The sequence below is a fragment of the Mycobacterium sp. NPDC003449 genome (assembly GCF_053588415.1).
Map to the genome: position 1 here is coordinate 1 of NZ_JBSFPX010000204.1, position 12,429 is coordinate 12,429.

General features: G+C 67.5%; 15 protein-coding genes. 2 read left to right on the forward strand and 13 right to left on the reverse strand.

From position 1 onward, the window contains the following. The 7 genes from ACWDTP_RS32790 to ACWDTP_RS32820 all read right to left on the reverse strand — a co-directional run. On the reverse strand, positions 1-285 hold a 285-nt coding region (locus tag ACWDTP_RS32790; RefSeq protein ID WP_450027389.1), incomplete at its 3' end, for a GTP-binding protein. A gap of 83 nt (positions 286-368) precedes the next feature. Next, positions 369-2,474 (reverse strand): elongation factor G, encoded by a 2,106-nt coding sequence (fusA, locus tag ACWDTP_RS32795; RefSeq protein WP_450027390.1) that lies wholly within the window; start codon positions 2,472-2,474, stop codon positions 369-371. 83 nt (positions 2,475-2,557) lie between these two features. Beyond that, positions 2,558-3,028 carry a 30S ribosomal protein S7 gene (gene rpsG / locus ACWDTP_RS32800; RefSeq protein WP_450027391.1) on the reverse strand — a complete coding sequence of 157 codons (471 nt, stop codon included), beginning with the start codon at positions 3,026-3,028 and terminating at the stop codon, positions 2,558-2,560. After that, the gene (gene rpsL, locus ACWDTP_RS32805; RefSeq protein ID WP_011558401.1) at positions 3,028-3,402 is read right to left on the reverse strand and encodes a 30S ribosomal protein S12; all 375 of its coding nucleotides are present in this window, start codon (positions 3,400-3,402) and stop codon (positions 3,028-3,030) included. Before rpsL ends, rpsG begins: the two co-directional genes overlap by 1 nt. A gap of 286 nt (positions 3,403-3,688) precedes the next feature. Further along, complete coding sequence (locus ACWDTP_RS32810; RefSeq protein ID WP_450027392.1) at positions 3,689-4,297, reverse strand: TetR/AcrR family transcriptional regulator; 609 nt, start codon at positions 4,295-4,297, stop codon at positions 3,689-3,691. Positions 4,298-4,374: 77 nt separating this feature from the next. Continuing rightward, complete coding sequence (locus tag ACWDTP_RS32815) at positions 4,375-4,908, reverse strand: DUF3558 domain-containing protein (RefSeq protein ID WP_450027393.1); 534 nt, start codon at positions 4,906-4,908, stop codon at positions 4,375-4,377. Positions 4,909-4,910: 2 nt separating this feature from the next. Next, positions 4,911-5,468, reverse strand: a complete 558-nt coding sequence (locus tag ACWDTP_RS32820; RefSeq protein ID WP_450027394.1) for a DUF3558 domain-containing protein — start codon at positions 5,466-5,468, stop codon at positions 4,911-4,913. A gap of 190 nt (positions 5,469-5,658) precedes the next feature. Between ACWDTP_RS32820 and ACWDTP_RS32825 the strand changes: the two genes are divergently transcribed. Both ACWDTP_RS32825 and ACWDTP_RS32830 read left to right on the forward strand, forming a co-directional pair. Next, entirely contained in the window at positions 5,659-5,979 is a 321-nt protein-coding gene (locus tag ACWDTP_RS32825; protein ID WP_450027401.1) for a DUF3060 domain-containing protein, read from the forward strand. A 22-nt stretch (positions 5,980-6,001) separates the two neighbouring features. Beyond that, positions 6,002-6,412: a DUF3060 domain-containing protein gene (locus ACWDTP_RS32830; RefSeq protein ID WP_450027395.1), complete on the forward strand. Its 411-nt coding sequence runs from the start codon at positions 6,002-6,004 to the stop codon at positions 6,410-6,412. Here the strand turns inward: ACWDTP_RS32830 and ACWDTP_RS32835 are convergent. The 6 genes from ACWDTP_RS32835 to ACWDTP_RS32860 all read right to left on the reverse strand — a co-directional run. Then, the gene (locus tag ACWDTP_RS32835; protein ID WP_450027396.1) at positions 6,409-7,176 is read right to left on the reverse strand and encodes a crotonase/enoyl-CoA hydratase family protein; all 768 of its coding nucleotides are present in this window, start codon (positions 7,174-7,176) and stop codon (positions 6,409-6,411) included. The genes ACWDTP_RS32830 and ACWDTP_RS32835 overlap by 4 nt on opposite strands. Beyond that, entirely contained in the window at positions 7,173-7,898 is a 726-nt protein-coding gene (locus ACWDTP_RS32840) for a PaaX family transcriptional regulator C-terminal domain-containing protein (RefSeq protein WP_450027397.1), read from the reverse strand. Before ACWDTP_RS32840 ends, ACWDTP_RS32835 begins: the two co-directional genes overlap by 4 nt. After that, positions 7,898-8,827, reverse strand: coding sequence for a crotonase/enoyl-CoA hydratase family protein (locus ACWDTP_RS32845; protein WP_450027398.1), 930 nt, complete (start codon positions 8,825-8,827; stop codon positions 7,898-7,900). Before ACWDTP_RS32845 ends, ACWDTP_RS32840 begins: the two co-directional genes overlap by 1 nt. Positions 8,828-8,894: 67 nt before the next feature. Continuing rightward, complete coding sequence (locus ACWDTP_RS32850) at positions 8,895-10,523, reverse strand: acyl-CoA dehydrogenase family protein (protein ID WP_450027399.1); 1,629 nt, start codon at positions 10,521-10,523, stop codon at positions 8,895-8,897. Between the two features lie 62 nt (positions 10,524-10,585). Next, on the reverse strand, positions 10,586-11,665 hold the full coding sequence (locus ACWDTP_RS32855) for a phosphatase PAP2 family protein (protein WP_450027402.1): 1,080 nt from the start codon (positions 11,663-11,665) through the stop codon (positions 10,586-10,588). Positions 11,666-11,781: 116 nt separating this feature from the next. Further along, a partial coding sequence (locus ACWDTP_RS32860; protein WP_450027400.1) for a deoxyribonuclease IV occupies positions 11,782-12,429 on the reverse strand: 648 nt, incomplete at its 5' end.

A 12,429-nucleotide genomic window follows, 5' to 3' on the forward strand; every position in this document is an offset into this window, starting at 1 on the left:
GATCATGTTCTTGATGTAGTCGGCGTGACCGGGGGCATCGACGTGCGCGTAGTGGCGCTTGTCGGTCTGGTACTCCACGTGGGAGATGTTGATCGTGATGCCGCGCTGACGCTCCTCAGGCGCATTGTCGATCTGGTCGAATGCGCGCGACTCGTTCAACTCGGGGAACTTGTCATGCAGAACCTTGGTGATTGCTGCAGTCAGCGTCGTCTTGCCGTGGTCAACGTGACCGATGGTCCCGATGTTGACGTGCGGCTTCGTCCGCTCGAACTTCGCCTTCGCCACTGTGTTGTCCTCCTGGACTGTTGGTGCTTTGTAAGCAGTGATGTTTTCTTCAGTTGTGTGCCGCGACAGTTGCCGCGACGAGCCTACTGACCCGTCGCCTTCGCGATGATCTCCTTCGAGACGTTCGCCGGAACCTCGGCGTACGAATCGAACACCATGGAGTAGTTCGCCCGGCCCTGGGTCTTCGACCGGAGGTCGCCGACGTAGCCGAACATCTCCGACAGCGGCACCTGCGCCTTGACGACGCGCGCACCGCTGCGCTCCTCCATGGCCTGGATCTGACCACGGCGGGAGTTCAGGTCGCCGATCACTTCACCCATGTAGTCCTCGGGTGTCGTGACCTCGACAGCCATGATGGGCTCGAGGATGACCGGCTGGGCCGCCTGCGCGGCCTTCTTCAGCACCTGTGAACCCGCCACCTTGAACGCCATTTCCGAGGAGTCGACCTCGTGGTAGGCGCCGTCCAGCAGCGTCATCTTCAGGTTGACCAGCGGGTAGCCGGCCAACACGCCGTACTGCATGGCGTCCTGCGCACCGGCATCCACCGAAGGGATGTACTCACGCGGGATGCGGCCACCGGTGACCTTGTTCTCGAACTCGTAGGTCGCACCGTCCTCGCCGACGAACGGCTCGAGATCGATGAGCACCTTCGCGAACTGACCCGAGCCACCCGTCTGCTTCTTGTGGGTGAACTCGACCTTCTCCACCTTGCGGCGGATGGTCTCGCGGTAAGCCACCTGCGGCTTGCCGACGTTGGCCTCGACCTTGAACTCGCGGCGCATCCGGTCCACCAGGATGTCCAGGTGCAACTCGCCCATGCCGCCGATGACGGTCTGGCCGGTCTCCTGGTCCAGGTGCACCTTGAAGGTCGGATCCTCTTCGGCCAGCTTCTGGATGGCGGTGCCCAGTTTTTCCTGGTCGCTCTTGGTCTTGGGCTCGATGGCCACTTCGATCACCGGAGCGGGGAAGGTCATCGACTCGAGCACGACCTGGTTGTTCGCATCGCTCAAGGTGTCACCGGTGGTGGTGTCCTTCAGGCCGATCACCGCGTAGATGTGACCGGCGGACGCCGTGTCGACCGGGTTCTCCTTGTTGGCGTGCATCTGGAACAGCTTGCCCAGCCGCTCCTTCTTGCCCTTGGTGGCGTTGACGACCTGGGCACCGGAGTCGACCTTGCCCGAGTACACCCGGACGTAGGTCAGCTTGCCGAAGAACGGGTGCACGGCGATCTTGAACGCCAGCGCCGAGAACGGCTCCTCGGTGGACGGCTTGCGGAAGATCTCCTCGTCTTCCTTGCCCGGCACGTGGCCGCGCACGGACTCGACGTCCAGCGGCGACGGCAGGTAGTCGATCACCGCGTCGAGCATGGGCTGCACACCCTTGTTCTTGAACGCGCTGCCACACAGCACCGGGTACAGCTCGCTGGCGACGGTGAGCTTGCGGATGGCCCCCTTGATCTCGTCGATCGTGAGGTCCTCGCCACCGAGGTACTTCTCCAGCAGCGCCTCGTCGGTCTCGGCGACCGTGTCGAGCAGTTCGCTGCGGTACTGCTCGGCCTTCTCGGCCAGATCGGCGGGGATTTCCACGGTCTCGTAGCTCTCGCCGAGCTTGGTCTCGCCGCGCCACACCTTGGCGTTCATCTCGACCAGGTCGACGATGCCCTCGAAGTCGTTCTCGGCACCGATCGGCAGCTGGATCACCAGCGGCTTGGCGCCGAGGCGGTCCTTGATGGTCTGCACGGTGAAGTAGAAGTCCGCACCGAGCTTGTCCATCTTGTTGACGAAGCAGATGCGCGGCACGTCGTACTTGTCGGCCTGCCGCCACACCTGCTCGGACTGCGGCTCGACACCTTCCTTACCGTCGAACACCGCGACCGCGCCGTCCAGGACGCGCAGGGACCGCTCCACCTCGACGGTGAAGTCGACGTGCCCCGGGGTGTCGATGATGTTGATCTGGTTGTCGTTCCAGAAGCAGGTGACGGCTGCGGAGGTGATGGTGATCCCCCGCTCCTGCTCCTGCTCCATCCAGTCGGTCGTGGAGGCACCGTCGTGCGTCTCGCCGATCTTGTAGTTGACGCCGGTGTAGTAGAGGATGCGCTCGGTCGTCGTCGTCTTGCCGGCGTCGATGTGCGCCATGATGCCGATGTTGCGGACCTTGTTCAGGTCGGTCAGCACGTCCTTCTGTGCCACAGAAGTCTTCCCACTCTTTCGCTTGCTCGATTAGGTGTTCGATTGCGCCCCGGGCGCCCGACGCTGGGTGCCCGGTGCGGACATCACCAGCGGTAGTGCGCGAAGGCGCGGTTGGCCTCAGCCATCTTGTGGGTGTCCTCGCGCCGCTTGACGGCGGCACCCAGGCCATTGCTGGCGTCGAGAATCTCGTTCGCGAGGCGCTCGACCATGGTCTTCTCGCGGCGGGCCTTGGAGAAGCTGACCAGCCAACGCAGGGCCAGCGTCACCGAGCGCTCGGGCCGAACCTCGACCGGAACCTGGTAGGTCGCGCCACCGACGCGGCGGCTGCGCACCTCAAGGGCGGGCTTGACGTTGTCCATCGCGCGCTTGAGGGTGACGACCGGATCGGTGCCGGTCTTGTCGCGGGCCTGCTCGAGCGCACCATAGACAATGCGCTCGGCCAGCGATTTCTTCCCGTCCAGCAGGACTTTGTTGACGAGCTGCGTCACCAGCTGCGACCCGTAGACCGGATCGTTGACCAGCGGGCGCTTCGGCGCGGGGCCCTTGCGCGGCATTAGCTCTTCTCCTTCTTGGCGCCGTAGCGGCTGCGGGCTTGCTTACGGTTCTTGACGCCCTGGGTGTCGAGCGAACCGCGGATGATCTTGTACCGAACACCCGGCAGGTCCTTCACACGACCGCCACGCACCAGCACCATCGAGTGCTCCTGCAGGTTGTGACCCTCACCGGGGATGTAGGCGGTGACCTCAACCTGGCTGGTCAGCTTGACGCGCGCGACTTTCCGAAGCGCCGAGTTCGGCTTCTTCGGGGTGGTGGTGTACACCCGCGTGCACACGCCGCGGCGCTGTGGGCTGCCCTTGAGGGCCGCGGTCTTCACCTTGGCGATCTTGTCGCGGCGACCCTTGCGGACCAGCTGGTTGATGGTTGGCATGTACCGGCTTTCTCTGTGTTGCTCGTTGGTCTTACGTCGTTCTGAAGTTCTCTGTACTGCAGCTATCCCCCGTATGCGTACCCCGCATCCGGGCGTGTCGCACGCGGTCGCGCCGGCGGAATTCCGATGCGTGTTAGACATGCGAATTGGCCCGGCGTGCGGGCACACTTGCGAATGACTCAGCCGCGTGCGCCCTCCGGCCAGGCACGATCCACCACAATACCAGGGCCGACCGCGTCGAACCAAACTCGTCCGCGGCGGACTAATCGCAGGTCAGACCGTCAGGCTAACGCCTCTCCATTCCGGAGGCCAGTCTCAGCAGCATATCGGTGAACACCGCGTCGGTATCGACATCGTCCATCACGCCGGTCATCTCCAGCAGGACGAACCCGTGCAGCGCGGACCAGAATTCCAGCGCCGCATAGAACGCCTCCTCCCCTTCCAGCCCATAGGACGCCAGCACCGCGATGACCGGACCGGCCGCGGCCCTGGTGGCCGCCGAGTACTCGGGATCGTCGCCGCCGAACGGCATCCGGGTGAACGCCGAGTACCGGCCCGGATGGTGGTGGGCGTAGCTGCGGTAGGCGCTGGCCATGACGACGACGGCGTCGTCGCGGGTACGGCCCTGCGCCACGGTGTTGAGCATCTCGAGGATGTCGTCGATCACCCGCATCCGGACCGTGCGCCGCAGATCGTCGAGGCTGTGCACGTGGTTGTAGAGCGAGGGGCCCTTGGTGCCCAGCTGACTGGCGAGCGCATTGATGGTCAGCGCATCCCAGCCGTCACGGTCCAGGAACGTCAGCGCGGCATTGACGATCGTGTCGCGGCTCAGCCGGGCCGTCCTGGCCGGGCGCGCCCGGCCGCCGGCCGCCTGCGGGTCCGGCCGAGCTGACATGGGCGCACTACCTTCGGGTTCGCGGATTCGGTCCGACCGCGCTGCGGGTCGCCGTGAAACTCTAGCCCCTCGCCCGATCAGTTCACCCGGTCCTGGCTCAGTTGGGCGAGTTGCTCGGTGACGGTGCACAGATCCGGCAGCGCAGCCGGATTCAGGGTCTGGATCGACCAGGTGATCACGTCGCCGCCCTTGGCCACATAGATACTGCAGACGTTGGCGTCGGCCGCCTTGAACCCCTGATTGCCGTCGATGGACAGTTCGGTCAGCGTGCGCCCGGCCCCTTTCTCCAGCGCACGTTCGGTGTCCATATCGCTGCCCCGGTACCACCAGGTCGAGATGCCCATACCGGCACCGAACGTGCCCAGCACGGTGTTCTCCTGCCAGAAACACCCCGAGTCGCTGACCGCGGCCCTGGTGAACATCGACGAGCCGACCGCATTGTTGATGTCGGCGTCGGTGATCCCGTTGCAGTCGACGCTGCGAAATCCCGTCCCGGACGGCGCGGGCGGCCCCGGCCCGTCGTGGTTGCCGGACGGGCCGCAGCCGGACAGCAGCGCCGCACCGGCGGCGATGCCGACGGCACACTTCACCGAGAAAGCCAGGGCGGGCATCCTCAGAGTTCCGACTGCAGGGTTCTCGACAACAGCTTCTTGGCGTCCTGGCACGGATCGCCACCGCGCTGGCCGCGGAACTGCACCCACCAGCTCAGCACACCCGATCCGGCTCCGGCGGTGGCCGCGCACGCGGCCCCGGTGACGTCGCGGCGCGCCACGAAGGCCTGATGGCGCTCGACGACGATGTCGGTGATCTGCGCGTCGCGTTGCTGGGCCACGGCGCGTTCGCGCTGCAGGGTGCCCGCCTCGAACCAGGAGAAGATGACGTCGAGCATCACCGGCGGCATCGCGGAGTCCGGCGCCGCCTTACGGGACAGCACGTACTGGCACACCGCGCCGCTGTAGGGGCGAACGATATTGTCGGCGTCGAGGATCTCCTGGACCGTACTGTCGACCAACAGCCCGCACCGGTCGTCGACGTAGCCGTAGTTGCGATCCGGGTCGGCGGTATCGGTCTGGGCCCGCTGCGCCGTCCCCGTCACGGTCTGCGAGCACGCCGCGACGGTCGCCGCGGCAGCCACCGCGACGACAGCAGCCTCCAATACGCGCCGATACATCGCACAACACGCTACCGAGCACCGGCAACTCCCGCGACTCATCGGCCAGACCGGGGCCCAACTGACCCAACACCCGCCGCGGCGCGGCGGCGGGTGCGTACTCTTCGTTGCAGCGGATCGGAAGGGGATCACCGTGCAGTGGACCATTACTGGCCGGATTCTGGCGGCCGGGCTCATCGCGGCGCCCGTCATGCTGACCGTGGGCGCACCCGGCGCGGCCGCGAAGAACGGCGACACCCACATCACCGGCCAGGGCATCGAGCAGACCCTGGACTGCAACGGTTCCACCCTGTTCGTCAACGGCTCGGGCAACCAGATCAACGCACTGGGGACCTGCTGGGCGGTCACTGTGCAGGGGTCGTCGAACATCATCGTCGCCGACAACGTGGTCAACGACATCACGGTGTACGGCTACGACCAGACGGTGTTCTACAAGAACGGTGCGCCGATACTGGTCGACCGGGGCCGTGAACTGGGTATGACGAACCGGCTGGACCGGGTACCCGCCTGAGCGAACAAGGGAGTACATCCGCATGACCAGAATCCTCTGCGCCACCGCGGCGGCGCTCGCGTTGTCCGGAGCCGTGTTCGGTTTGGCGGGCTGCGGTTCGGACGGCCAGGACACACCCGGCCCCTCGGCGACCGCCGGAACCTCGGGAGTCAACGTCGAGGTCGGCAACACCATCAACTACATGTCGGTCGGCACCACCGCCGACATCGACTGCGCCGAAGGGAAATCCCTCACGATCGGCGGCACCAACAACACCCTGACCGTCAAGGGCACCTGTGGCAGCGTCAACATCGGCGGCTCCGACAACAAGGTCAACTTCGAGAAGATCGACAGGGACCTCACCATCGTCGGGCTCAACAACACCATCACCTACGCCGGCGGCGACCCCAAGGTCACCAACACCGGCAGCGGGAACGCGGTGAGCAAAGGCTAGTCGCACCGGGCGCCGTGGCGGCCCGCCCCCGCCGCGAACCGCCCGGCCCCGTGAGCGGCCTCTTCGGCCACCCGCTCGATGCTGGTGTATTCGAAATCCATTGCCGCCTGCTCGGTTTCACCCCACTGGTGCAGCGCCGAGAGCCGGTCGGCCCGCAGGCACTGCTGCGGCAGCCGGGCCAGTTCGGCGGCCAGTTCCTCGGCGTGGTGGCGGGCCTGGCCGTTGGGCACCACCCGGTTGGCCAGCCCGATCGCGTGCGCCTCCGCAGCGTCGACCGCGCGTCCGGTCAGGATCAGGTCCATCGCGCGGCTCTGCCCGATCAGCCGGGGCAGCCGCACCGTTCCGCCGTCGATCAGCGGAACCCCCCAACGCCGGCAGAACACGCCGAGCACGGCGTCCTCCTCGACCACTCGCAGGTCACACCACAGCGCCAGCTCCAGTCCGCCGGCCACCGCATATCCGCCGATCGCGGCGATCACCGGCTTGGACAACACCATCCGGCTCGGCCCCATCGGACCCGGCCCTGCGGGGTCCAGCCGGTTCATCTGCGGTGTGCCCATCGCTTTGAGGTCAGCGCCCGCGCAGAAGGTCCCGCCGGCGCCGGTGAGTACGGCGACCGAGGCGGTGTCGTCGGCGTCGAAGCGTTCGAACGCGGCCAGCAGCGCCGCCGCCGTGGGACCGTCGACCGCGTTGCGGGCCTGCGGCCGGTCGATGATCACGGTGGTCACCGCGCCATGGCGTTCGGTCCGGACGGGCTCGGTCATGTCGCCTCCATCACCTGGTCACGCCGCCCGGTCAGTTCGGCGGCGAAGTCGTTGTAGGCCGCACGCAGTGCGGCCCCCGGCCAGTTCGCCGGCAGCAGGTCATCGGGCAGCACCGGATCGGTCAGCAGATGCCGCACGATCCGGGCCGCGGCCGCGAACCGCCCCGGCACGTCGGCCGCGGACGCCATGTCGTCGAGCAACCGACCGGCCGTGTCCCGCCAGGCCGGCAGGTCCCACAACCGGGCCGCCAGGTCGGCCGGATCGGCGTCGCGGGCCCGCAGCACCCGCACCCGGTCGGTGATCTCGGGGGGCAGGGTCTGCGCCAGATTGTCCGGCCGCATCCACACCCCCTCCCGGAGCTCGGCGAAACGGCACTGCTGCAGGGTGTTTCGCAGCGAGGCCCGGGTGCGTGCATCGGTGCCGACGCTGGTGATGACGAGGGTCAGCCAATCGCCGCGGTCGGCCCGCAGCTTCGGATCGATCGCATCGTCCTGACGTCGCTGCCTGGCCAGCAGGCGGTCCGAGAGCCGGTAGCCGTCCTCGGACCGCACCAGATCGCCTGCCCCGACCATCCGGGTCAGCGCCACCCTCAGCGTCGATTCCTTGATATCGAAATCAGCTGTGAGCCTGATCAGTTCGGCGGCACTGGCCCAGGCCGGGTGGGCGCCGAGCAGCACGCTGAGCACCACCGAACGGGCGGTCAGCCGGGTGAGGGCGGCCATCAGACCCCGGAGGTCTTACGTCCGTGATCGCCCATCGGCTCGTCGCGGTGCCGTACCGCCTCCCGGAATCCGTGTTCAACCGCGTCGGCCACGAAGGCGTGCCCCTCCGGGGTGTGGCGAGCGATGCCGTCGAATACCGTGCTGACCATCCGGCTGGTCGCCACACCCTGGTTGAGCAGCGCCGAATTGCAGGCCAGTTTCGCCATGATGAGCTGGTTGACCGGCATGGCGGCGATACGCGCGACGAGGCGTTCGGTGCGCTCGTCGAGATCGTCGGGCTCGGGCGCCTCGACGGCCAGGCCCCATTCGGCGGCCTGTGCTCCGGTGATGCAATCCCCGGTGAACAGAAGACGTTTGGCCCGTTGATCGCCCAACCGGTGCGCCCACAGACCGGCGGCCGGGACACCCCACACCCGCATCGGCGGGTAGCCGATCTTGGCGTCGGCGGCGGCGATCACCTGGTCGGCGTGCAGGGCGATATCGGTGCCACCGGCGACGCAGTACCCGTGGATCTTGACCACGGTCGGTTTGTCGGCGTGCATCAGGCTGGCGAAGCCCCGGACGAATCGGCTCATCATCTGGTAGTCGATCATCGGATCCCACGGCCGGTCCGGAAGATGGTTGACGGCCTGAGTTTTCCCGTCGAGCACGGTGCCGCCGTGGTCTGCCCCGCCTGCCGAAGCGGTGCCGTCGGCGTAGGCGCTCAGATCGAAGCCGGCGCAGAACCCCTCGCCCCGGCCGGATACCAGGATGACGTGGACGTTGGGGTCGAGATCGGCACGCTCGACCAGTGTCTGCAGTTCCATCGGGGTGTCGGAGACGATCGAATTGCCCTTGTCCGGGCGGTTGAAGGTGATCCGGGCGACCCGGTCGGTGACCTCATAGGTCATCGTGGTCAGCGTATCGACGGTCACGCACGCTCCCCCCATCCTCGCGAGCTTCCTCGCGAGCAGACATATAACTGCCCACAATGCCGAACTCGCTCGGCCGGGGAAATCATCCCTTCACCAGGGCGCGCTCGATGATCGGCGCGAGGTCCAGCCCGGTGGGCAGGGTTCCGAACGCCCCGCCCCACTGCCCGCCGAGCCGACTGGCCAGGAACGCCTCGGCGACCGCCGGGTGGCCGTGCCGCACCAGCAGCGAACCCTGCAGCGCCAGCGCGATGTCCTCGGCCACCTTGCGGCCCCGGTACTGGATGCTCTGGACGTCCTGCAGGTCGGCCCGCAGCGCGGTCACGTGGGCGTCCAGGCGCGGGTCGTGGCCCGTGGTCCCGGACAGCTCGTCGAAGAGCACCTCGACGCATTCGGGGCGGGTCGCCATGGCCCGCAACGTGTCCAGGGCGCTGACGTTGCCCGACCCTTCCCAGATGCCCATCAGCGGTGCCTCACGGTAGAGCCGAGGCATACCCGACTCCTCGACGTAGCCGTTGCCGCCAAGGCATTCCATCGCCTCGGCGGCGTGCGGGGTGGCACGTTTACACACCCAGTACTTGGCCGCCGCCAAACCGATCCGGCGCAACAGGGTTTCCCGCTCGTCGCCGCGCACCGCACGGTCGGTGGCACCGGCCATCCGCATCGCCAGCATGGTGGCGGCCTCGGCCTCGACCGCGAGATCGGCCAGCACGTTGCGCATCAGCGGCTGGTCGATCAGATAGGCGCCGAACGCTTTTCGGTGCTGGGCGTGATGCACGGCCCGGCTCAGGCCGTTGCGCATACTGGTGGCCGAGCCCAGCGTGCAGTCCAGCCGAGTCAGGTTGACCATCTCGATGATGGTCGGCACTCCGCGGCCCTCCTCGCCGACCAGCCACGCGGTCGCGCCGTCGTACTCGACCTCGCTTGACGCGTTGGCGTGGTTGCCGAGCTTATCCTTGAGCCGCTGCAGAAACATCCGGTTCCGGGTTCCGTCGGGCAGCACCCGGGGCAGGAAGAAGCAGCTCAACCCGTTGGGGGATTGGGCCAGCACCAGGAAGATATCGCTCATCGGCGCCGAGGTGAACCATTTGTGGCCGCGCAGCGAGTAGCTACCGTCGCCGTTCGGGGTGGCCTGCGTGGTGCCGGCGCGGACATCGGAGCCGCCCTGCTTCTCGGTCATCGACATGCCCGCGGTGATACCGGGTTTCGTGGCGGGCACCCTGAGCTCGGGGTCGTACACCCGGCTGGTGAGCAGCGGTTCGTACACCTCGGCCAGTTCGGGATTGCAGCGCAACGCGGGCACCACCGCATACGTCATCGAGATCGGGCAGACATGGCCGGGTTCGACGGTCCACACCGAGTTTTTCGCGGCCCGCACGACATGGGAGCCGGCCCGGTCGTCGGCCCACGGCGCGGCGTGCAGACCGTGCCCGACGGCCACCGACATCAGCTCGTGATATGCCGGGTCGTACTCGACCTCGTCGACCCGGTAGCCGTTGCGGTCGTGGGTGTGCAGCACGGGCTGATTGCGGTCGGCGAGCTCACCCCAGCGCTGGGCCTGGCGGCTGCCGTTGATCGCCCCCAATTCGGCGATCTCGTCCAGCCCCCATTCACCGCCCTCGCGGACGATGGCCTCGGCCAGCACCGGCGAGGAGGCGGGGTTGTAGTCCTCCAGCACGGGGACCTGGTTGGTGACGATATGGGTATCGACCATGACCCCAGTGTTACAGATTTACGACAACCGCACAATGACTGTAATAAGGCGGGCGTGCTGAACTACCCGGGCGGGTCGCCGCGGCGTCCCCGACGCGCCTCGAAACGGTCGAACCCGAACACCACCACCGCGGCCAGCGCCCAGCCGAGCAGGATGTCGACGACGTAATGCTCGGCGGTGTACACCAGCGTGAACGCCATGATGAGCGGATAGGCCACCAGCAGCGGGCGCCACCCGCGGCCCACCCGGCGCCACAGGAACGCCGCCACCGCCGCGGTGAGCCCGGCGTGCAGGGACGGGATCGCCGCGACCAGGTTCACACTCGCCTGCCCCTGATCGATCAGGGCCGTGGCCGAATGCAGGTTGAGCTTGCCCCAGCCCCGCCCGACGATCCGCTCGATCCAGTCGTTCGCCCCGTCCCGGCTGCTCTGCATCGCGCCGAGCAGGCCGCCGTCGGACACTCCGCGCGCCGAACGGAACATGCAGCCCGGCCCGGACGGCCCGCCGTCGACATCGCCTGCGGTGCAGCGGGCGGCGGCCCACGGCGGCGCGGCGGGCACCACCGCATAGATCGCCAGCGCGGCGAACGACAGGCCGACGAACAACCGGACGAACCGCTTCCACTCCTCGCGATCCCGCAGCCACAGCACGCCGGCCACCACATACGGCAGGATGAAGAACGACATGTAGACCGTGCTGATCACAACCTCCCACCAGGGTGGATGCGGCAGCTTGAGCCGCTCCTGCAGCCACACCGTGGGCATCGTGCCGAAGAACAGCCAACGATCCACGTCGGCCTGCCACTGCCAGAGCGTGGGCCGCCCGATCAGCGTCGCGGCGCCCCGGCTCAGGTCGTAGGCGACCAGCACCAGGGCGAACGGCAGCCAGTCCCGGACGACGTAGAGCACGCGTCGGCCCTGTCCGATGCTGGCGGCCACCAGGCCGGTGCTGATGTAGAGCAGCAGCAGTTCGCGGTTGAAGGCGAAACCGTCGGTGGCCGTGCGGTATCCGACGACCGCCGCCCAGATCGCGATCGCCGCGTAGCGGACGATCCGGATCCGGCGGGCTCGTCGGTCGGGCCGGTCGCCGGGTTCGTCGGGTTCGCTGGGTTCACGGAGGCCGTCGGCCTGGACATCTGGCAGGACGATTGACGGCTGGTCGTCAATCGTGGACACGACACCGAGACTAGTTCACCTTCGCGTTACCCGCCGTTCGGCGGGCGTTCGGTGTGGCGCTGTCGCGGTCGCCCGGCCGGGGATCAGGCGCCGGTGTGTTCGCGCAGGAACGCGATATCGTCCTTGCGCCCCTCCTCCGCGGTTTCGCAGATCACCGGCGCGTCGGCCGCGTTGACCACGGCGGCCAGCAGTTTCGGATCGATCTGGCCCGCGCCGAAATTGGCGTGCCGGTCCGCGCCCGACCCCGCGGCGTCCCGGGAATCGTTGCAGTGCACCAGGTCGATGCGCCCGGTGATTCCCTTGATCCGTTCGACCGCGTCGATCAGCGCCTCACCGGCCGCCCAGGCGTGGCAGGTGTCGAGGCAGAAGCCGATCCCCTTGTCGCCGATGTGATCCCACAATCGGGCGATGGTGTCGAAGTGGCGGGCCATCGCATGGTCGCCACCCGCGGTGTTCTCCAGGTAGACGGGCACGTCGGTGTTGAGCGCGGCCAGCGCCTTGACCCAGCGCTCGAACCCGGCCTCCATATCGTTGTCGTCGGCGTGACCGCCGTGCACGATGACCGCCGTCGCGTCGATCTCGGCGGCGGCATCGCAGGTGTCCTGCAGAATCTTGCGGGACGGGATCCGGACCCGGTTGTTCGCCGACGCCACGTTGATCAGGTACGGCGCGTGCACGTAGAGCGGGACGCTCGACGCCTTGAGCACGTCGGCGTCCTCACGCGGTTTGGG